This is a genomic window from Pseudoalteromonas sp. SA25, from assembly GCF_011378705.1.
GTDB classification, from domain to species: domain Bacteria; phylum Pseudomonadota; class Gammaproteobacteria; order Enterobacterales; family Alteromonadaceae; genus Pseudoalteromonas; species Pseudoalteromonas arctica.
On sequence record NZ_WTKV01000007.1, the window covers coordinates 108,682 to 129,760 of the forward strand.

General features: G+C 38.6%; 22 protein-coding genes and 1 tRNA gene. 10 read left to right on the top strand and 13 right to left on the bottom strand.

Annotated elements, in window-relative coordinates; translation table 11 throughout:
* Positions 1 to 710 precede the first annotated feature (710 nt).
* The 4 genes from GQR45_RS07780 to GQR45_RS07795 form a co-directional block, all read right to left on the bottom strand.
* Positions 711 to 1,025 carry a hypothetical protein gene (locus tag GQR45_RS07780; RefSeq protein WP_029751226.1) on the bottom strand — a complete coding sequence of 105 codons (315 nt, stop codon included), beginning with the start codon at positions 1,023 to 1,025 and terminating at the stop codon, positions 711 to 713.
* Between the two features lie 243 nt (positions 1,026 to 1,268).
* Positions 1,269 to 2,342, bottom strand: coding sequence for an endonuclease/exonuclease/phosphatase family protein (locus tag GQR45_RS07785; RefSeq protein WP_024593313.1), 1,074 nt, complete (start codon positions 2,340 to 2,342; stop codon positions 1,269 to 1,271).
* A 23-nt stretch (positions 2,343 to 2,365) separates the two neighbouring features.
* On the bottom strand, positions 2,366 to 2,728 hold the full coding sequence (locus tag GQR45_RS07790) for a hypothetical protein (RefSeq protein WP_165725607.1): 363 nt from the start codon (positions 2,726 to 2,728) through the stop codon (positions 2,366 to 2,368).
* Positions 2,729 to 2,804: 76 nt separating this feature from the next.
* Positions 2,805 to 3,053, bottom strand: coding sequence for a TIGR03643 family protein (locus GQR45_RS07795; protein ID WP_007581511.1), 249 nt, complete (start codon positions 3,051 to 3,053; stop codon positions 2,805 to 2,807).
* Between the two features lie 123 nt (positions 3,054 to 3,176).
* Between GQR45_RS07795 and GQR45_RS07800 the strand changes: the two genes are divergently transcribed.
* The 3 genes from GQR45_RS07800 to GQR45_RS07810 all read left to right on the top strand — a co-directional run bounded on the left by GQR45_RS07800 (position 3,177) and on the right by GQR45_RS07810 (position 6,686).
* Entirely contained in the window at positions 3,177 to 3,866 is a 690-nt protein-coding gene (locus GQR45_RS07800; protein ID WP_165725608.1) for a transporter substrate-binding domain-containing protein, read from the top strand.
* Between the two features lie 28 nt (positions 3,867 to 3,894).
* Positions 3,895 to 4,551, top strand: coding sequence for a YoaK family protein (locus tag GQR45_RS07805; protein ID WP_165725609.1), 657 nt, complete (start codon positions 3,895 to 3,897; stop codon positions 4,549 to 4,551).
* 74 nt (positions 4,552 to 4,625) lie between these two features.
* The gene (locus GQR45_RS07810; RefSeq protein ID WP_165725610.1) at positions 4,626 to 6,686 is read left to right on the top strand and encodes a TonB-dependent receptor; all 2,061 of its coding nucleotides are present in this window, start codon (positions 4,626 to 4,628) and stop codon (positions 6,684 to 6,686) included.
* A 36-nt stretch (positions 6,687 to 6,722) separates the two neighbouring features.
* On the opposite strand, the gene GQR45_RS07815 is transcribed toward GQR45_RS07810, so the two are convergent.
* The gene (locus GQR45_RS07815) at positions 6,723 to 7,514 is read right to left on the bottom strand and encodes a helix-turn-helix transcriptional regulator (RefSeq protein WP_033038023.1); all 792 of its coding nucleotides are present in this window, start codon (positions 7,512 to 7,514) and stop codon (positions 6,723 to 6,725) included.
* A gap of 106 nt (positions 7,515 to 7,620) precedes the next feature.
* Between GQR45_RS07815 and GQR45_RS07820 the strand changes: the two genes are divergently transcribed.
* Entirely contained in the window at positions 7,621 to 8,817 is a 1,197-nt protein-coding gene (locus tag GQR45_RS07820; RefSeq protein ID WP_165725611.1) for an MFS transporter, read from the top strand.
* On the opposite strand, the gene GQR45_RS07825 is transcribed toward GQR45_RS07820, so the two are convergent.
* The 4 genes from GQR45_RS07825 to GQR45_RS07840 form a co-directional block, all read right to left on the bottom strand.
* Entirely contained in the window at positions 8,806 to 9,027 is a 222-nt protein-coding gene (locus GQR45_RS07825) for a hypothetical protein (RefSeq protein WP_007581505.1), read from the bottom strand. The two genes, GQR45_RS07820 and GQR45_RS07825, sit on opposite strands and share 12 nt — an antisense overlap.
* 96 nt (positions 9,028 to 9,123) lie before the next feature.
* Positions 9,124 to 9,537 (bottom strand): GFA family protein, encoded by a 414-nt coding sequence (locus GQR45_RS07830; RefSeq protein ID WP_007377055.1) that lies wholly within the window; start codon positions 9,535 to 9,537, stop codon positions 9,124 to 9,126.
* A 234-nt stretch (positions 9,538 to 9,771) separates the two neighbouring features.
* Positions 9,772 to 11,064 carry an amidohydrolase gene (locus tag GQR45_RS07835; protein WP_165725612.1) on the bottom strand — a complete coding sequence of 431 codons (1,293 nt, stop codon included), beginning with the start codon at positions 11,062 to 11,064 and terminating at the stop codon, positions 9,772 to 9,774.
* 216 nt (positions 11,065 to 11,280) lie between these two features.
* Entirely contained in the window at positions 11,281 to 12,177 is an 897-nt protein-coding gene (locus tag GQR45_RS07840) for a LysR family transcriptional regulator (protein WP_165725613.1), read from the bottom strand.
* Positions 12,178 to 12,314: 137 nt separating this feature from the next.
* Between GQR45_RS07840 and GQR45_RS07845 the strand changes: the two genes are divergently transcribed.
* Positions 12,315 to 12,914 carry a short chain dehydrogenase gene (locus GQR45_RS07845; RefSeq protein ID WP_165725614.1) on the top strand — a complete coding sequence of 200 codons (600 nt, stop codon included), beginning with the start codon at positions 12,315 to 12,317 and terminating at the stop codon, positions 12,912 to 12,914.
* Positions 12,915 to 13,032: 118 nt separating this feature from the next.
* Here GQR45_RS07845 and GQR45_RS07850 read toward each other — a convergent pair whose 3' ends face one another.
* Positions 13,033 to 14,139 (bottom strand): hypothetical protein, encoded by a 1,107-nt coding sequence (locus tag GQR45_RS07850; RefSeq protein WP_165725615.1) that lies wholly within the window; start codon positions 14,137 to 14,139, stop codon positions 13,033 to 13,035.
* Positions 14,140 to 14,368: 229 nt separating this feature from the next.
* On the opposite strand from GQR45_RS07850, the gene GQR45_RS07855 reads away from it, so the two are divergent.
* The 4 genes from GQR45_RS07855 to GQR45_RS07870 all read left to right on the top strand — a co-directional run bounded on the left by GQR45_RS07855 (position 14,369) and on the right by GQR45_RS07870 (position 18,225).
* On the top strand, positions 14,369 to 15,283 hold the full coding sequence (locus tag GQR45_RS07855) for a LysR family transcriptional regulator (RefSeq protein ID WP_165725616.1): 915 nt from the start codon (positions 14,369 to 14,371) through the stop codon (positions 15,281 to 15,283).
* 108 nt (positions 15,284 to 15,391) lie between these two features.
* Positions 15,392 to 17,347: a TonB-dependent receptor gene (locus GQR45_RS07860; RefSeq protein WP_165725617.1), complete on the top strand. Its 1,956-nt coding sequence runs from the start codon at positions 15,392 to 15,394 to the stop codon at positions 17,345 to 17,347.
* Positions 17,348 to 17,464: 117 nt separating this feature from the next.
* A complete protein-coding gene (locus GQR45_RS07865; protein WP_165725618.1) occupies positions 17,465 to 17,932 on the top strand; it encodes a DUF4405 domain-containing protein in 468 nt (155 codons plus the stop codon).
* The gene (locus GQR45_RS07870) at positions 17,932 to 18,225 is read left to right on the top strand and encodes a hypothetical protein (protein ID WP_165725619.1); all 294 of its coding nucleotides are present in this window, start codon (positions 17,932 to 17,934) and stop codon (positions 18,223 to 18,225) included. Before GQR45_RS07865 ends, GQR45_RS07870 begins: the two co-directional genes overlap by 1 nt.
* Positions 18,226 to 18,329: 104 nt before the next feature.
* Here GQR45_RS07870 and GQR45_RS07875 read toward each other — a convergent pair whose 3' ends face one another.
* Positions 18,330 to 19,322 (bottom strand): fatty acid desaturase, encoded by a 993-nt coding sequence (locus tag GQR45_RS07875; protein ID WP_165725620.1) that lies wholly within the window; start codon positions 19,320 to 19,322, stop codon positions 18,330 to 18,332.
* A gap of 390 nt (positions 19,323 to 19,712) precedes the next feature.
* Between GQR45_RS07875 and GQR45_RS07880 the strand changes: the two genes are divergently transcribed.
* Positions 19,713 to 19,797: transfer RNA gene (locus tag GQR45_RS07880), tRNA-Leu, on the top strand.
* A 217-nt stretch (positions 19,798 to 20,014) separates the two neighbouring features.
* Here the strand turns inward: GQR45_RS07880 and GQR45_RS07885 are convergent.
* Positions 20,015 to 20,488: a VOC family protein gene (locus GQR45_RS07885; protein WP_010553103.1), complete on the bottom strand. Its 474-nt coding sequence runs from the start codon at positions 20,486 to 20,488 to the stop codon at positions 20,015 to 20,017.
* Positions 20,489 to 20,588: 100 nt separating this feature from the next.
* Entirely contained in the window at positions 20,589 to 21,059 is a 471-nt protein-coding gene (locus GQR45_RS07890; protein WP_165725621.1) for a GFA family protein, read from the bottom strand.
* Positions 21,060 to 21,079: the final 20 nt, after the last annotated feature.

Here is a 21,079-nt window from a genome sequence, read left to right on the forward strand (position 1 = left end):
ACAAAATTACTAAGCCTAAAAGTGGGTAACCACTTTTAGGCTTTTTTATGACTTTTAGAAAGTAGTTTTCAGGAAACAATACTTAGTTTTTAGTAAGAGACAGTACCAAATTTTAAGAGATAGTACCGAGTTTTGGATATATTCGTAGGTGCGATTTTACATCGCGCTTTTAATCTGAGGAGTCAAAGACTGCAAACATAGCCTTCAATGGGGAATAAATATCGTGGTCTAATTTTATATTTAATCGTAGACACTTATATCACCTAAGTGTTTAGTCGTTTTTCAATGCTCTAGCTAAATCATTTACTGCGGCCTGAACAACTAGCCAAGAAATATCACATGTATCTGCATCAGGGTACATTTTACTAGCCATTTGCTCATAAGGATGTATTAGATTTCGGGACCCTCAAAGTGCATGAGAGGACTGTCTAGTATTTAAACCTAACCAACCTACATGATGTGTTACATCAATTACTATTTTTCGCTTACTAGCGTTACTTATAGCTGGCTCTTGGTATTTTACGAGAAAGTTTGATGAGGAATGGAGAATGATTAGGTAATATTTAGCTAGGTACTCAAAGCGCTTTTTCTCAAGCCCTAGTATTAGAAAAGCTATCGAACGCTTAGTGAATAAACTAAATTGCATAATAATCGAGTTAATTCGTTTATCTGATTTATATTTTCCAACTTCAATAAACTTTGTGCCCATTTTACGTTTCGTATTTTGCTGGAGCATCCATAAAGTGAAAACTGCCCCAGAGTAATAGTAAAAAAAACATGGGCAGAGAAGCCAATATAAGGTCATATTCTACAAAATTGTCGCTAAGCCAATAGCATCCAAAAAACACCATGGGATATATTAAAACGCCCCATAGAAAAAATTTATTCATGATTCTATTAAACAATGGAATATTAATACTAGGCTTACTTCCTAAGCCCATAAGACTAGCGATAACTGCAAATGGGTATACAAGTAAAGGAATAGCACCTAAAACCAATAAAGTAAGCCGAAAAAACTCAAACATATAATCGAACATCCAACGTTTTGAACGTATTAACGCTATTCTCAATGACTAAAAAGTACAAACAAGGCAAGTTAATTGCCAGCGCTTATTTTGAGAGCTTTACCACTCTTTACTTCTAAGAAAACAAGTATATATATTAAAAATAAAGTATAAACCAAATAACACAGTAACAATTCAACACAAGTCAGGCTTCAGCTATTAATAACTCAATGCTTTATATAAATACCGCTATATCTAACGTTACTAATCAAACCTCGGCACTTTTCGCTTGTCGGCCTTACTCATAGCAAGCTCTTGAATTTCTTCTTGCTTGTGCTGCGCCGATTTAGTTTCTAATGATTGCTGATTAGCGTTTTCGTAAGAAAGCTCAGTGAGTAGCGCAAAGTGATCAGAGCCATATTTAGCTAAGCGCTTAATACGCTTTACTTTAAAGCCTTCGCTGTGAAATAAGTGATCGAGCGGCCAGCGCATAAAAAAGTAGCCTGCATGAAAGGTGTTATAAAAACCACGGCCTTTTCGAGGGTCTAAAAAGCCACTTATTTGCATAAACAAACGCGTGCTGCGCGACCACGCTACGTCGTTTAAATCTCCGGCAACTATGGTAGGTCGTGTAGGATTTTTAAGTGCTTTAGCCACCATTATTAGCTCTGAGTCGCGCGGACGTGATGAGTCTTCTTCGGTCGGGCTTGGCGGTGCGGGGTGAATAAAGTGCCCTTGCATTTGCAGGCCTTCATCGTTTTCAAACAAAATATGAATTGAGGGAATATCTTCTTCTATAAGCTCACATATTTGTGCATCGAGTATTTTAAACTTGCTGTATAAGTGCATGCCATAACGATTGTCTTTAGGGCATTCTATGTAATACGGGTAATTTTTTTTAATGACTGATAATTTATTTTCCCACCAGCTATCGCTCTCAAGCGTAATAAGTAGGTCGGGTTGATGCTCATCAACAAGACTAATTAACTGCTCACTTTTATGGTTCGACATAAGTACATTTGCCGACATAATTCGAATGCTATGGTCGATGTGCTTAGGTGCGCTTTGCACTTCTTTTTTAGCAAGCCACGTATACGGGTAAATCCATTTACCTTGTAAAATCATTATAAGTAATGAGGTTAAGGCTATAAATACATAGCCTATTGCGCTACTTTGCCATAATAAAAACAACGAAGTAACAGCTACAAAACTGGCAATATAAAATACCTGCAAACGAACAAAGTCGCAGCTACGCACTAAATAATGCTGGCTGTACGACATAGGTAATAAGGTAACCAGTAAAAAAAAGCCAATAATTATAGCCAGCGCAATGAGCATTTTAATATCCTTATAAAGTTAATTTAGCGACTTAAAATTGAAAGTATTTCTCGAGTATCGTGCACCATATGGATAACTGTACGGTCTATTTCAATACTCACTGTACCATTATCTCTAGAGCGTTCAATCACTCTACCTCGTTTGTATAAATCACGATCTAAATAGTCGCCTCGATGATAGCTTTTACTTAGCCCTGGTGGCGTCCAACCTGCGCGGATTAGCTGCTTTGCCTCTTTTTTAGAAAGGTAGTCATTGTCATTATGCTTATGTGAATGATGCTTTTTATGGCCGTGTTTATGACCATGCTTATCTTTATGCGGTTTTGCATCTGCGCTTATTGAACATAAAGCCAATGCTATTAGTGCTGTGTATATAGGTGCTTTCATAAATAATCTCTAGCATAATTAATAGCTAAAGATTAACAAACACGGATGAACATCATATGAAACAACTAACACCTATTTAACGTTGTTTATATTGTGTTTTACAGTGGCTTCGCATAATAGCGGGATCGCGTAATTTTAAATGTTTTGTTTTACGACCTGCATGGCGCTTACGCCAAACTTTAAAACTGCCTTTTGAAACATTGTCTCGCATAAAAACCACCAGCTGCGGATACTTTAATCCGTATAGCTGCTCTATAGCCTCGTAGGGGGTTCTATCTTCCCACGCCATTTCGATAATGCGTGACTGCTGCTCTGCGTTAAACATGGTATATCTCACAAAATTTAACTTATACGCTAGGTAAAAATACTTAGATCAATGCAATTAAGCTCAGTAACTGTATAATTGGCGTTCAAGTTATGTACTTTAAAAGATATCGAATTTATATTTATGCGCGCAATATTCCTGTTTTTAGCTTTAACTTTACCTTCGTTATTACTTGCAGCGCCAAGTAAAACCCTGCGCTGCGTAACAACCCACTACCCGCCTTTTACTATATTTGATGAGAAAAGCGATACGTTCACGGGTTTAGATATTGAATATTTAACGTTTATTGAGCGTAATTTAAATCTTAAAATTAACGTAATTCATCTGCCATGGGCGCGCGTTAAAAAAGAAATGGCGCTGGGTTACTACGACTGCTATTTCTCTTTGGCCAATACAGAGGAACGTGCAAAGTATTTAGATTTTACAAGCGTGCCTTTGCACACTACTAAGTATGGTTTATTTACTTTAAACAAAGATAAACTGCTCACTGACGATTTATCAAATACCCCAATAGCGATGCTGCGCGGTGTTGCTTTGCCTGAGGTTATTGCTACAAAATACACAATTGATGAAAATAATCTGCTTCGTTCACTTTCAACTAAAGACACTTTTGAGCTACTAGAAAAAAAACGTGTTGAATACGCGATAACTAATTATGAAGCAGGTATGTGGTACTCAAAAGAATATAAAAACATTTATGCTCGGCAACTAAATGAGTTTACATTTCCTACTTACATTGCTTTTAAGCGTGGCGTAATTGATACAAAATTAGTTGATGAACAAATAAAGCGTTTTAAAGCACAAGCTCAATAATTAACTTTGCCATATTAAGAGATAACCAATGTTTACAAAACTACCAAAGTGGGTTGAATATGGCGCGTTTACGCTCGCATTTATAGCGGGCATAGTAAACGCTGTAGGCTTATTAGGATTTGAGCACCAGGCTATTTCGCATGTATCTGGCTCTGTTACTTTACTTGGTATTAAAGCAATAACTAACCCCAGTACTGCCTTATTGCTACTTTCAATAATTGTTAGCTTTATGTTGGGCTCTGCACTGTCGGGATTTTTGCTCTCTGGTGGCTCATTAAAACTTGGTCGTCATTACGACACTTTGCTTTTTATTGAAGGATTGCTACTACTTGCGAGTGCTTATTTACTCAAAAACACATTCGTTTACGGCATTGTTTTAACGTCTGCTGCGTGTGGGTTACAAAATGCGCTAGCCACTAATTACAGTGGTGCTGTTATTCGAACGACACATTTAACCGGTATTTTTACTGACCTTGGTTTAATGCTAGGTAAAGCACTTAAAGGTGAGCAATTTGATACCCGTAAAGGCGTTATGTTTTTACTCATTATTGCAGGCTTTTTACTAGGCGGTATAACCGGCTACGTTTTATTTAAGCATTACTTAGTGCTGGCTTTGGTGTTTCCTGCTGTGGCTTGTTTTGTTTTATCAATTACGTATCGGGTTTATAGGTTACGTACGCTTTAACGCAACGAGTTTAAATGCATATTAAAACCGCATATTATAGAGGTAATGCAATATAGATTACTTTCAAGGAATGTATGAAACCTTATTTTTTGCCGCTGATATTACCCTTTAGCCACACTGCGTTTGCCGATAATCAAAATAATGATGTAATAGAAACCATAACTACTACGGCATCACGTATTGAAGCACTATCGACCCCACTCCCTTTATCAATAAGTACACTAACGCAAGCGAAGCTAAATAGCATAGCGCCTACCCATATTGAAGAAGCCCTGCAACGTGTAGCAGGGGCTAATATTCAACGCGGAAATGGCCAAGAATATTTACCCGCGCTGCGCTCACAAGTACTTTCGGGCGCAGGCGCTTGTGGTGGCATATTGACTCTAGAAGATGGCATACCACTGAGAGCCGCTGGGTTTTGTAATATAAACGAGCTATTTGAGGCGCACAGCGAAATGGCGCAGCGCATTGAAGTGCTAAAAGGCCCTGGCTCTGCACTTTATGGCTCAAATGCTGTGCATGGTGTTATTAATGTAATAACGCCCGACACTACTCAAGGCGGTGGTTTAGTTGGTTTAGATTATGGCTCGTACGGTTATACTCGCTACAAATTACGTGCAGGACAAGATTACGGCAACAGCGGCATAGGCATTAACGCAAGTGTTACCGACGATAGCGGTTACCGCGACGACGAAAGCGTAGAGCAACAAAAAGTTAATATTCGCCATCGCTATTCAAATAATAATTTATTACTTACCTCTGGGCTTACTTACACAAACCTAGATCAGCAAACTGCGGGATTTATTACAGGCTTTGAAAGTTATAAAAACGAAGACCTAGCGCAAAAAAACTTTGACCCAGACGCATTTAGAAAAGCACGTTCATTTAGAGCGTGGAGCAATGCAACATGGCAATTAAATAACAATGATGTGCTCTCTACAACGCTGTATTTTCGCGACCAAAGTATGGACTTTTTTAAGCACTTTTTACCCGGCACACCGCTTGAAAAAAACAGTCAAACCGGCTTTGGTGTGCAATCGCTTTATCAACATAATTTACAAAGTAATGTAAAAGTAAACCTAGGGCTTGATGGCGAATACACGCAAGCCGACTTTACTCAAAGCCAAAATGAGCCCACTCAAGGTTCTGCATTTTTAGTTGCTACAGTACCCCAAGGTAAGCATTACGATTACGATGTAAACGCCACGCTTTATGCCCCTTTTGCATCTATTGATTGGCAATTAAATAAGTGGTTACTTACCGCAGGTGTGCGCTACGAGCATATGCAGTACGACTACACCAATAATATGCTAGCAGGCAGAACAAAAGACGACGGCACAGAATGCGGCTTTGGTGGCTGCCGATACAGCCGCCCTGAAAGTGGGAAAAATAGTTTTAGTAATCTATCGCCAAAGCTTGGGGTTAGTTATCAGTACAATACAAATAACACGCTTTATGCAAACTTTTCTCGCGGTTACAGAGCGCCACAAGCGGCTGAGCTATACCAATTACAACGCGAGCAAACCACTGCAAATTTAAGCGCCGAAATAGCCAATAACGCAGAGCTGGGTATTAAAGGGATTTACGAAAAACTACGTTATGGTGTGTCTGTTTACGCTATGAGTAAACACAATACGATTTACCGCGATAGCGACTTTTTTACGGTAAATAATGGCAGCTCTCGCCATCGTGGTATTGAGCTTGAGCTTGACTACCAGCTCACTAAGTCGCTTGCGCTTAACTTTGCTGGCACTCACGCAAAGCATACTTACACTAACAACCAAATACTTAACGGTTTAAATATAAACGGCAACGACATAGATACCGCGCCGCGTAATATTGCTAATCTCGATTTAACATGGCAAGCACTCAGTAATACGCAATTTGCTTTGCAGTGGCATCGCGTTGGTAACTACTACACCGACCCAGAAAACTTAAATAAATACCAAGGGCATGATGTTCTAAGCCTACGCGCACAGTGGCAAGTTACTAATAACCTTGAAGTGCTTGCCCGCATTATTAATTTAACTAATGAGGCTTATGCGGAGCGCGCCGATTACACCAGTTTTACCGGCGACAGGTACTTTCCTGGCAAACCACGTAACGCGATGCTTTCGGCAACTTATACGTGGTAATGCTTATTTAAGGGCTAAACTTATTTAAGAGCTAAGCTAATTTAACTGATTTAAGTCGCTCATGTATTTCATGGGCGACTTTTTCATCACTTTTTTAAACATAGTAATAAATGCACTCACCGACTCATACCCTAGTAACTCCGACACCTGCTGCACACTTTGCTTATCTGAAAGCGCTTTTAGGGCTGTAATTATATGTAATTGCGTACGCCACTTTCCAAATGTCATACCGGTTTCTTTTTTAATTAACCGCGCTAATGTGCGCTCAGTTAATGCAAACTGCTTAGCCCATTGTGGTAGTGTTTTTCGATTGTTTGGCTTGTTTATAAGCTGATCGCTCATAGTTTGAATTACCTCGTTTTTAGATAATACAAAATCCAGTGGCTGTACAGGCATTTCAATAAGTTGATCAAACAACACCTGCGCTAAACGTGCTGTTTTACTATTTAAAGTATAGTGCTGATTATGCCCAGCCAACTCACACATTAGCTCTTTAACCAGTGGCGTAATGGCTAACGTACAGGTATTTAGCGGCATACCGTTTTTACTACTATCTATAAATAAATGACAAAGCTGCGCGTTATCAGACGCCCTATTACTATGCACCTTTTGTGCTGGGATCCAAATTGCACTGTGCGTAGGCACCATCCACATTTTGGCCGACACTTCACACGTTACATAACCATGTAGCGCTAAAATTAATTGCCCTTTTGGATGGGTATGTAGTGGTATTTCGTGACTTGCATGCGCGTGCTCTATTTTGGCTATTATAGGCTGCGCCATAGTTTCAAAATTTTTAATGTCGTCCCAACCAATTGCATCAAACATAGTTTTGTCTGTTTTTAGTTATTTAATGTCATTATCTCTAAATTATAGTTTTTGCTAAGCCTTTATACTAGCGCCCATTAAGTATTAGCTTTAATGGTCTTCCCTTTTGTTAAATAACACACCTAAATCACGCTTTGCTGGCATATTACTTGTGCTTGGCATATTACTTATTGCCGCAAATTTACGCGCCACATTTACAGGTATTGCACCTGTGCTTGAACAAATTATTAATCACTTTGGGCTTAGCGCATCGCAAGCTGGTTTTTTAACAACACTGCCACTCATTGCCTTTGCGGTTGTATCGCCAATGGCCGCAACTCTTGCTAAAAAGCAGGGGCTAGAGCGCACCTTGTTTGTGGCTTTGTTATTTATACTTGCAGGGGTTGCAGCGCGGGTAATAAATACCTCAGCCATGCTTTTTGTAGGCACCGCTATTATTGGTGTGGGCATTGCCATTGCAAACGTATTATTACCAAGTTTAATTAAGCGCGACTTTCCTGCAAAGGTTGCGTTAATGACCTCAGCGTACGTGCTTACTATGGGCGTGGTATCGGGTGGGTTTTCCACTTTGGTATTTCCGCTTAGTCAGTTAAACGGATTAGGATGGCAACTTGCGCTGGGCTCATCAGCTCTTATTACTTTGGCGAGTATTATTGTATGGATGTCACAATTAAGTAAGCACACAAAACCCGCGAGTATTGCTCAACACGCTGACACGTCAAAAAGTGTATGGCGTTATTTACTAGCATGGCAAATTACCCTACTGCTGGGCTTAAACTCGTTTTTAAATTATATAATTATTACGTGGTTACCTAGCATATTAATCCAAACAGGCCAAAGTGCCACGCAAGCAGGTGCTTATCATGGGGCTTTTCAAATAGCGACTGCATTACCGGGTTTAATATTGATTCCCCTATTGGCAAAATTAAAAGATCAAAGCGCGCTTAGCTTTATTTTAGCCATGTTGAGTGCACTTAGTGCATTGGGACTGCTTTACATGCCTAACTTTGCCTTTGTGTGGACCCTAATGTTGGGCTTTTGCTCTGGAGCGTGTTTTATATTGGGGCTGTCGTTTATTAGTTTACGAACCGATGATTCACAACAAGCGGCGTCACTTTCAGGTATGTCGCAAAGCGTAGGTTATTTACTCGCGGCTATTGGGCCTATGCTAGCTGGTGCATTACACACTACAACAGGCAGTTGGAGTGCGCCATTATGGCTGTGCGCTATTGCCGGAGTACTGTGTGCATTATGTGGTTTGGGCAGTGGTAAAAACACCACTTTAGCTAAATCAGCTAACTAGCTGCTGTAACCACGAAAATAAACCAGACGAAGTTTTGTTGCTCGTGTGTTTTTGCTCATAGCGTTTATTAGTTGCTTCACGCTGTTCACGGCGCTCTTGTGCTAAATTAGCTTTTGCAGCAAAACGCAAGCGCTGCTCTTGAGTAAGCTCATCATTAAAACTAATGGCTGTTTTTTTCACTGCTCGACTGCTTTTAGGTGAACTACACATATTATTCTCCAAATGACTGACTTATAAGTAGACAGTCATTTGGTTAAATAAATTTCAAACCGCTTACTAAAAAGTAATACTGATAACCCCAACTAACTAGTTTTGTGGGGTTGTATCAAACGCAGGTACTTCGTGTAAGCCGCTCAACCAGCTCAATGTTGATTTAGCCCAAATTTGTGCTGTTGGCGTAAATTGATCACGCTGATCAACCGCACCAATACGCAAACCATATACACGGTCAGCTTTAGCTTCGTTAGTTGCATAAAGTGTTGTACCACATGTGCCGCAAAAACCTTGCGCACGCTTGTTACCACTTTGCGCTGTTTTAACAAACTCTTTTGGCTCACCTTGGGTAAATACTACCGAATTTGGCTCTGCAATTATAACGGCTCTAAATGGGCCGCTCGACATACGTTGGCAATCGCTACAATGGCAAACAAGTGCATTATTATTTTGAGACTTTGCTTGGTATTTAATTTCACCACAGTAACAGCTTCCAGTAATTTCCATTATTTAAATCCTTAATGCTTATGAAGATTGAATCGAGATATAAGACCGGCAGTATCGATTCATTATTTTTAAAATATAAAAAAACTGCTCGCCGGTTCATTTGTATATTCGGTTAGGTTTTTAATTTTTGAAAGTGATTTTTAAAAGTTGAGCAAGTGCTACAAACATGATCCGATGTTTTAAATAAAACAGCAATACCACGTTAAGCTAATAGCGTAACGTGGTGCGTTTAAGCTATCTTTTATGTGCGTTTAAATAATCAACAGCTAACAGGCTAAGCGCCTTAGTGCCTACTTTAAACGATGATTCGTCGGCATAAAAATAAGGGGAGTGATTACTAGCCACTGTATTTAAATCTTGCTCACTGGGTGTGCCGCCTAAAAACACAAATACACTTGGCACTTCTAATGCGTAAAACGAAAAGTCTTCTGCGCCGGTTATTTTTCCCATTTCAACTACGTTTCCATTACCCGCTGCTTTTTTAAGACTAGGTAACATTTGCGCGGTTAGCTCTGGGTTATTAATCGTTACCGGATAACCTTCGTGAATGTGTACCTCTGCAGTTGCACCCGACGATTTAGCAATGTGCGTGGCTGTGGTTTTTATTTTTTCAAATATTTGTGCTCGGTTATCCATATCAAAGTTACGAATTGTACCTACCATTTCAACTTCTTCAGGAATAATATTATTGCGTACGCCTCCCGCTATTTTTCCAAACGAGACAATAGCGGGCTCTTTGGTAATGTTGATTTGGCGACTAACAATATGATTTACGCCTGTTACTATTTGCGCAGCTGCGGCAATTGGGTCAACCCCTGTCCACGGTGCAGAGCCGTGTGCCTGCTTGCCATGTACAGTTATTTCAAATCGGTCTGCACTGGCCATTGCAGGGCCACTTCTATAACCAATTTTACCGCTGTGCAAACTAGATGTTATGTGTAACCCAAAAGCAGCTTCTGGTTTGTATTGTTTAAATATGCCTTCTTTAAGCATTAACTCAGCGCCACCCTCTTCCCCCTCAGGTGCGCCTTCTTCTGCAGGCTGAAATACAAACATAATATTACCGTGTAGCTCATCTTTCATGTTTGCAAGCACTTGTGCAGCGCCCATTAGCATAGCCACGTGCGTGTCGTGCCCACAAGCATGCATTATGCCTACATCTACACCACGGTAATTAGTGGTTTTAGTTGATTTAAAATCAACATCGGCTTTTTCAGTAACTGGCAGCGCGTCCATATCTGCGCGTAGCATTACTGTTGGGCCTGGCTTTGCACCTTTTAATAGCCCCACAACACCTGTATAAGCAATCCCTGTTTGTACTTCCATACCCAGCGACTTTAAGTGCTTAGCGACAATACCTGCTGTGCGGGTTTCGCGATTTCCAAGCTCAGGGTTTTGATGAAAATCACGTCGCCAATCAATAACCTGTTGCTCTACCTTTTTCACTTGCTGATCAATGTTTGCATTGGCATTAAACGCACTAAGGGCAGCAAAGCCCAGCGCTATTGAAATTAGTGATTTTTTCATCCTGTTTGTCCTTATTATATTTATTGGTTTTATAATATTGATGAGCACGAGCCCTTATGTATTATTGAGAACATAATTAGTTTGCTCTATAACCACTATTACTGAAGGCTCTACAATAATCAATCCCATTTAAGCTAGATGCCCAACTATGAAGGGCCACTTCACTTTTCACTGGTTTTATCTATTTTTAGTTTGAAGTTTTAGCGCTAATTAAGCCTACCACTTTTGCTTTTGTTGATTTAAAAATGGCACTAAATAGTCCACCAAAGCGCGGACAGTTGGGCTTAATAAACGTTGCGATGGATAGAGTAAATTCACGGGTAATGGGCTTGGTACATAATCGCTTAATATTTCTATTAACTCACCGGATTGAATTGCCGCATCAACGTAAAAACTAGGCAGCTGAGCAATACCTTGATTCGCTATAGCAAAGGCTTTTAAGCTTTGAGAATCGTTAACTTCAAGGCTACCAGCTACTTTTATTACTGTGCTTTTTCCGTCAATTAAGTACGACCATCGCTTGGCATTAGTTACTGCTGTGTTTATTAAACATCGATGGTTTTTAAGATCTTTAGGCGTACTGGGCATGCCGTGAGTGTTAATATAGTGAGGGCTTGCTACCGTTTTAAAGCGCATATTACCAATATTACGCGCGACCATTGTTGAGTCGTTTAAGTGCCCTACACGTATAGCTAAATCAAAGCCTTCTTCCACCAGCTCTACTTTACGATTCATAAGTGAAATTGCTAAATCAACGTCCTGATGCAGCTCTTTAAATTCAGCTAATGCAACCGGCAGCATATATTGCCCAATCATTATGGGAGCTGTAATTTTTATAAGCCCTTTGATTTGTTGTTGCTGTGTTTTGGAGCGGCGAAGTTCGGTGACTTGTGCACGAATATCACTGAGCTTAAGTAAATATGCTTTACCGTCTTCGGTTAAACTTAATGAGCGTGTAGTACGGTTTATTAACCTAATATCGAGCCATTTTTCAAGCTCGTTAATTTGCCTACTAACGGCTGAGGGCACTAAGTTTAAACTCTCGGCAGCGCGGCTAAAGCTTTGCTGCTGGGCTACTTGCTCAAATACCTGAATTGATTTTAATAAATCCATTACTTACTCGCTAAATTACACTTGGCTATTATTCTAAAAATATCACAAATAATATTATTTATTTGTTATTTTTCATCTTTACTGATGAGTTTATTATTACCTTACATTCACAAAATACATTGTTAAAGGTAATAAAAATGAAAGTATTATTAATAGGCGCATCAGGCATAGTTGGGGCAGCAATAGCGGCAGACCTTCATGATCATCAAGTTATTAAAGCGAGCTTTAAAAACAGCGAACACACGGTAGACATTCAAGATAAAGCCTCTATAGAAGCATTATTTAAAAAAGTAGGAAATGTTGATGCGTTTATATCTACTGCAGGTTTAATTGCCTTCGCACCTATAAACGAGATAAGTGAGCAAGATTACACAACAACTGTAGGTAATAAATTAATGGGTAATATTACACTATTTCATGTGGCAACTAAGTACATTAATCAAGGCGGTAGTTTTACTTTTACTTCAGGCTTTTTAGCACAAAATCCTGCGCCTGGTTCAGCAGCTGTAAGCATGGTAAATGCAGCGCTAGATTCATTCGCTAAAGCGGCGGCATTAGAACTTGAAGGCATATTACGCGTAAATACCGTAAGTCCTCATTTTGTAAAGGAAACGATGGAGATAATGGGTATGGATAGCACCAGTGGTATAACCGCTGCTGATACCGCTAAAGCATTTAGACACGCAATTGAAAGTAACCAAACAGGTAAAGCTTTTGATGTAGTCGACTATATTTAGAGCTAAAGCAGATTGCTTGATGTAACAATTCAACCAGGTTATTAATTGAAGCCCTGATATCAAAATAGCTGCTCTAAGCAGCTATTTAAATTAGTAACTTTAAACAGCTAGCAATCTGTTATTTAAGCTTAATTACCGATAAAGTATGTGGATTGTCAGCTTTTTTGTTAACCATATTAGGACTGTCAAACACGGCGTCAAAATTCATAATAATAATATCTTTACCACGAACAATTAATTCAGATGGTGCATCAAGCTCCCCATGAAGTCCTGTGGTATTGCCATTTTGTGCCAGTAACTCTAATTTACCTTGCATATCAATACTATAAATAGCGTTAGCAAATAAGTCTGTAATATAAATTTTGTTAGTACGCTTGTCCCACTTTAAACCGTCGGTTGCAACTAGGCCTTTTGCAAATAGCTCTGTTTTAACTTTTTCATTGCGCTCGTTCATAGTGGTTTTAATTACGCTGCCATCTTCCATAATGCTAGTGTATAAATTACCTTCTCCATCAAATGTTAGGCCGTTAGCGCCAAACTTAAGTGTCGCGTTAGAGGCAAATGTATCAAACAGATGTGAGTCATTATTTTGAGTACTTAAAAAAGGTTTTATATGCGCTGGTTTTTGAGCATTTAACTCACTCAAACCAACCTTATACACACCACTTAACTGCTTAGTACCTTCAAGTTTTAATACTGTTTCTGAAATAAACAGATCATCGCCTTTAAATACCACTGCATTAGGAAATAATAACCCTGTTACAACAACATCCGTGCTTACAGCTTTTCCATTTACGACATTAATGCGTAGTATTCGCGATTTATAACTGCCATCAAACCACATTTGCATGTCAGCTACGTAAGCATTGCCATCTGGGCCGAATGCAATTCCCATAGGTGCAATTTTACCTGTTGATGGCGCCATATCTTGCTTAGTAAAAGTATACCAATTACTAAAATTGTTATTTTTATCAAGCATGCCTATACGGGGCGCAGCAGGTGTTTGCATCTCGCCTATTTTAATCAGTGCATCGTTATGAAAGTTTGGCGAGGTAATATATACATTGCCCTTTTTATCCATATCGCTACTGGCTGGCGAATTAAAGGTGTTAGGTAAATCGACTAATAACTCAGGCGTTAACAATTCTGGTTTTGTAGGCTCAGCTAATGCGCTATTAAAAAGCCCTGTTGCTAGCAGCGCTGCTGCAAAATAAAGTGGTTTCATTATGTTGTATCCTGTTAGTTTAATTTGATACAACCAGTATATTGTTTACTTTAAGGTTTGATAATCAGGGTAAATAGCAAATCACTTTATACATTTTATATATAATTAACGTTGTTTTTTATTTTAAGAGTCATGTTTAAATTCCTAAAAACAAAAGACCTATACGTACTTCGCAAATATAAATGCTAGGATAACAGCTTGTAATACAGGCTAATTATAAAACCAAATTATGAATTTAAATCAGCTCGACCTAAACCTACTCATTATTTTAAAACAGCTATTGAACGAAAAACACATTAGTAATACTGCGTTGACGTTAGGTATGAGCCAACCTTCAATTAGTCGGTCTTTAAGTAAGTTACGTAGTTTATTTGACGACCCATTACTAATTAGAATGGCCGGTGGATATGAGCTAACGCCTAAAGCACAGTCGATTCAGCAAGATTTAAACTCTATTTTGAATATGGTCGAAACACTGGTTAATAAGCAAACCTTTGATGCTAAAACCAGCCAAGCCACTATTAAGTTATTTGGCTTGCCACCACAAATGCACTTACTAATAGAAACCATTATTAAAGATGTGCGCGAACAAGCGCCTAATATCACCCTTGAAATAGACACGTTACCAAAACCGCAATTTTCAGATTTACTAAAAGGCGAAACTCATTTTGTAATAACAGGCCATAAACCAACAAGCTCTGAGGACAAACTGTATCGTCAAGCGTTGTTTGAACGCGACTTTAAATTAATAATGGCAAGTACTCATCCGCTTGCTAATACAAAGCTGAATATTGAATTATTACGTAACTGTAACTTTGGACAAATATCGATTCAGGGAGAAAAGTCACTTTCTATTGCGCACTGCTTTGCAGCACTTGAGATTGATAATATTAATACGCCAATACGCTTAAAAAACTTTTATAGTATTGGCACCATTGCACAAAATACCGATTTAATATTTTTTGTACCGGACCATTTTGCTAATGATATTTGCCGCCATCATGATGTAGTTGCAAGAGTGGTCCCTCCAGAACTAGATTTAGAGCACGATGAAGTCTATTTATATTGGCATCAACGCCATCATAATGATCCTGTTTGCCAATGGTTTAGAGAGCTAGTTAAAAGCAAAGTATTTAAAATATAAATAACCGCTATTCATTATGAGCATATTCTTTGAATTGCCATTCACCATTACGATCTATTTAATACGAATCATTCTTAATAATGTTAAAAATTAAATAAAAGATCAACAATGATAAATATGCTCCCATTTAATAAAAAGTCTCTCCCTCTTATTGTTAGTACTTTATGCGCCAGTATGTCATTTGCTAGCTTGGCCGAACAAGCTCCCGATACATCAGAAACAATCGAAGTTTGGGGTACAACTATTACTAACAATTCGTTATTACAAGACGACATTGAAAGAAAACAAGCTAATCACTTAAGTGACTTATTACGCGACCAAGCTGGTATTGATGTGGGTGGCTCGCATTCAATAGTGCAAGGCATTAATATTCGTGGCGTTGACGACTTAGATTTAAATATTACCGTTGATGGAATTAGCCAAAACAACAACATGTTTCATCACTCGGGTAACTTATTAATTAACGCTGATATTTTAAAAGCGGTTGATATAAAAGTAGGTACTAACTCAGTGCTTACCGGTGGCCTTTCAGGCGGTGTTGCCTTTGAAACCAAAGACGCTAAAGATTTACTAGAGCCAGGGCAAGATTTTGGTGCTCGTTTATATACAAATTTAGGCACTAACGACTATGCTGGAGGCTCTGCCGCATTATATGGCCAGCTAACTGATAATGTTGATGCCTTAGCCTACTACACCTCAACAGACAGAAATAATTTTGAAAACGGCAATGGCGAAGAAGTAACCGGTAACGAAGGTCGTACAATTGACGGAATATTCAAACTAGGTTGGGATGTAAACGAAAGTAATCGTTTAGTATTTTCTTACGATAGATATAACGACAAAGGCGATTACTACGTAAAAACTAACTTTGGTGCTGGCTTTGCTGAAGACTCAAACGCTAAAACAGAAGATATTGATTACACTCGCACAAGTACCTCTTTAGCCTACGAGCTAGATAAAGGCGATGCAATTACCCTACGCGCTAGCGTTTACCGAAACGAGCTAAGCTACATAGCACTTGGTACAGAAGGCAACTCTGAGCATACAGGTTACACAGCGCTTGCCACTTCAAAAATTGCACTTGCTGGCTTTAACCATACATTGCGCTACGGCGGTGAAGGCTATGAGCAAGTATCAAAGCGTATCGCAAACCACGTTCAAACTAACAAAGACACAGCCGACTCTCATGCTGTTTATATTGAAGACGAAATAGCCCTAACCGAACAGTTATTTGTGACCCCAGGCGTGCGCTACAACTATTTTAAAGTAGACATGTACTCTGCTGGTACTAACGATTCATTAAATAAATCGTGGAACGAACTAACGTTTGGTTTAGCTGCTAAATACCTTGTTAATGATAACTGGAGCATAAGCGCAAGCTCTACTGAGTTATTTCAAGGGCCTGGCCTTCGTGAAAGTTACGTTGATTACAGCACTAACTTTGATAAAAACCTAAAAGCAGAAACAGGTGTAAATAACGCCATCGGATTTGCCTTCAAAGAACGTAATGTATTGGGCTTAGATTCTTTAGGCTTTTCACTTAATGTGTTTAAAACCCGCATTGAAGATTACATAGACAACTGGGCAATAGGTAAAGGTCGCCCAATTGGTACGTACGCAAATTCAGGTGATTACGATATTGATGGCTTTGAATCCACGTTCTCACTTCGTAAAGCGCTCTTTAGTGCGCGTTTAAGCTACTCGAAATCTGATTCAGAACAGTTAGAAACGCATGAACAATTACGCTACGAAGTAGGCGATAGTATTTCATTAAATTTAGGCTACGAAGTCCCTCAGTATGATTTAAAGTTTAACTGGACCAGCCTAATTAACAGAACGGATGATTCGGTATCAAGCGGTGCTGATATCCATAAAGTAGGCTATCAAGTTCATAACATCAGCATGCAGTGGCTACCAAGTCAGCTTGAAGCACTTAGCATGACCTTAGGTGTTGAGAATATTTTTGACAAAACCTATTACTCACACGCGTCATACTCAAGCGACACCGTGCAAGATTACGAAGCAGGTCGCAATGTAAAATTAAGCGCGTCGTACGTTTTTTAATTTAAAAGCTCAGTAATAATTTAAGGCTCAATATTTTATTGAGCCTTTTGCTGTTTAGGGAGGGCGTACCTTAAACAGTGGCAATTAAACGGCAATCAATATTAGGGTCATATTACAATGTCTAACTGGAAACAAAACTTACAAAAATTCCGCTATGTAATGGATGCACTACTCCTTATAAGCTTTATGCTAGTAAGCGCACCACAAGCGACGGGCGTACCTTTACATGAATGGTTTAGTTTGTTTTTTATAGTGCCATTTGCAATTCACTTATTACTACATTGGGATTGGATACAGCGCAGCTTTAAGCGCTTATTAGCAAACATAACAGCGCGTGAACGGTTTAACATTATATGGGACTACCTACTTTATATAATGATGTTATTGGTATTTGTGAGTGGCTTTTTAGTGTCGGTTGCTTTACTACCAGCACTTCACATTAGTTTAAACATTCAAGATTTTTGGTCAAAGATGCACCACGATACGGCCACCTTAATCATGCCAATGTTAGGCATACACTTAGCTCTTAATTTTAGCTGGATTGTAAAACTAACCAAACGTATGTTTGCCAAGGAGGCTAAATAATGAAGCACTTAAAACAACAGTGGAAAACCCGCACCAGCATCGTTTTAATTGTATCTGTTTTAGTAAGCCTTATATTGGTGACTTTGGAGCGAACAGATTGGGCTATGCAAATAAACCTACAAGGTTATAGCCACGGCTCAGCTGAAGGAGAAAAGCCAAATATAGCACCGGTATTGATGTATATTTTACCTTTTGTAAAAGAGCTTATTTTAATAGGCGTACCGATGTTATTAACGCTTGGAATAGCAAAGTTATTTGGATTGATAAAAAAGCGATTTAAAAGAGCGGATTAATTTATAGATGATTGCTTTAGTTTTATATCCAACTAAAGCAATCATACGTTATTGAATAGGCAACTGAGCACCTATGTAATAACGGTTTTTACTGAAGTTTTAGGTTATGCCTTGTAAGCATTCGCATTTTTAATGCTCTCAAAATCGTTAAAGCGCACATTATGCTGCGCCATTACTTTAAGTATTTTTTTACTTAGCATTTGGCGTAAATAAAACGGCTGATTTGGCACAAAATGATGAATGGTATGCGTTCTACCAAAGTTAAAACAAAACAAGTGAAACGGCATAAATAAACGACTCGTTAGTACATGTGTTTGTTCAAGCATATTATTAACGCCGCTATAGTAATGCATGCTTGAGGTAACAAAATTAAGCGAGCTTGAGCGAATAACATTAGGAACAATGAGCACAACCATTAAAAATTCAAACGCATTCATTGTACTTAACAACCAGCTAGGCGAATTTAGCGAAAGTGGTATAAATAAATTAACAATATGAAATAAAATAATGCTATATAAAATAGCGAAATACGCAGTCGCTATCGGAAATCCCGCATTAAAAACACTCGAAAAACTAAAGCCATTAATTTCTTTTCTAAAACGTTTAGTAGAAATAACTAACCCTAATAACCCATCTACAATAACTAGCGCACGTAAAAATGGATTTTTAGTACCGTTTCCCACCAAGCGTTCTTCTAAGTCTTGTTGTGTGCCTGAGGTTTTGTGATGGTGTAAATGCATTTTACGTCGGTACCATGGGCTAATAGTATTTGGCCGCATTAACCATACTGTTAGCATCATAAAATTATGCATGAAAGGCTGATTGCTAAAGTATTGTTTATGTATAAGGTCGTGCTCTAACTCATGGGAAATAGACGCAGCAATAGCCGCAAGTACTATACATACCCAAGCAGGTATGATGGCTAAATAATATAAAACACCAACACCAATTAATGCGCTAAGCGATAGCAATAAAATAATTAACCCTAAGGTATTTTGATGTGCAAGTAACGGGTGCTTTTGACGAAGTGATGCTTCCTCTGCCTTAATTGCTTTAACAATCGATTGAATGTTCTGTTTGGCACTTAATTGGGTCATATATAATGTCTTAAAAACCTTGTTGTACAAATAATACCTGAATTAAGCGCAAAATCGGCATAAAGCAGGAATAATTATTGTAATACGGCTAACTATTATCAATAGTTCAATTGCTTATTTATTCAATCGCATAACAGTTTAATAGCACTCATAACCCAAAATATTCGCTTTATATATTAGCCAAAAAGACTTAAAAAAATCACCTGTGGAGTCTCCTTGCTATAAACGATTAATTATCAATCAGTTGTTATTACAAACAAAAGAAAATGCTTGCTGCATACTCTATTGTTTGTATAATGCGGATACAGAATAAGAGGTATATAAGTATCCTTTTTATTTTAAGTGGTTTTTCTTTATCTTTTTATGCTTAAAAGATTAAAGAAAAATTATGCCAGCGTGATGAAATTGGTAGACATGGGGGATTCAAAATCCCCTTCCGAAAGGAGTGCCGGTTCGAGTCCGGCCGCTGGTACCACTTTTTGAACCTCAGCTAATTATTGGCTGAGGTTTTTTTATGCCTAAAATTTAACTAGTAATTTATACTAATTCGCTTTACTAAGTGAGCTACGTTTAGGTAAGAAAACCATGTCGATAACAAGGTAAAACCTAGTTAAGCTGAAGCAAAAGCTACAAGCCTTTCATTAAAGCCGTCACGTAATTAGGAAGGTACATAAATCTAATTAGCATGCTAGTTATGCGTCTTGCTCTTGATTTGTTATATTCCCGATTCGATTATTTAACTCTTCGTCACTAACATCTTCTTTGTGTGTACCAATGATCCATATATGACCAAATGGGTCTTGTAGCGTACCGGTCCTATCACCATAAAACTGGTCATGTACGGGTCTTATTTCTGTTGCACCAAGCTCAATTGCTTTTTTAAATACGGTATCAACATCTTCAACATAAAGCATAAGGCTTAGCGCTGTACCACCGAGCTCTTTTGGGCTTTTTAAATGCTCTTCAGAACCATTATCTGAAAGCATAATATGCGAATCACCAATTATTATTTCTGCATGGGCTATTCCACCATCAGGTAAAGGCATTTGCATTACGTGTTCAGCACTAAATGCATCACAATAAAAATCTATCGCTTTTTGTGCGTCATTCATAATTAAATAAGGTGTAACTGAATGAAACCCTTTTGGTATTGCTGAGACTGCCATAATATTCTCCTTTACTTACGCGGTGATTTTTAATATTTAATAAACTAAATATGCGTTTAATTGCCCCTAAATTTAAGCTTAGCTCATACAAAAAATTGCGTTACTTTTCGAGGTTTAAACGCTCATGCCAAGCAGCAATACTTTCATCAGGGTATTCTTCAAATTGCTTGTCACCTTCATTAATGGGCGCATTTACCCAATTTGCTTTACTACCAAGCATTAAATGAGTGCGCTCTGGCGGTATGGGTAACTCACTATCTATTGCACCAGCAAAGGGGTGAACTTGCTCAGGCCAACGTGCATCGTATAACCACAAGTTAGCACTACAATGCTTACAAAAATGACGCTCTGCAGGGCTAATTTTATCGCCTATTTTTGCATGATAAATAGTTATGTGTTCACGCCCTGTAACCTCAAGCGTGCTGTATTGCGCGTTTAAATTAATAACAAACCCGCCGCTCCCTGCAGTTTTACGGCATATAGAGCAGTAACATAAATTGTAAGGATAAGGGTGTTTTGAGTTGGCCGTAAATACCACTTTGCCACAGTGACAAGCGCCATTAAGCTTCATAATATATCCAATTTTTATTG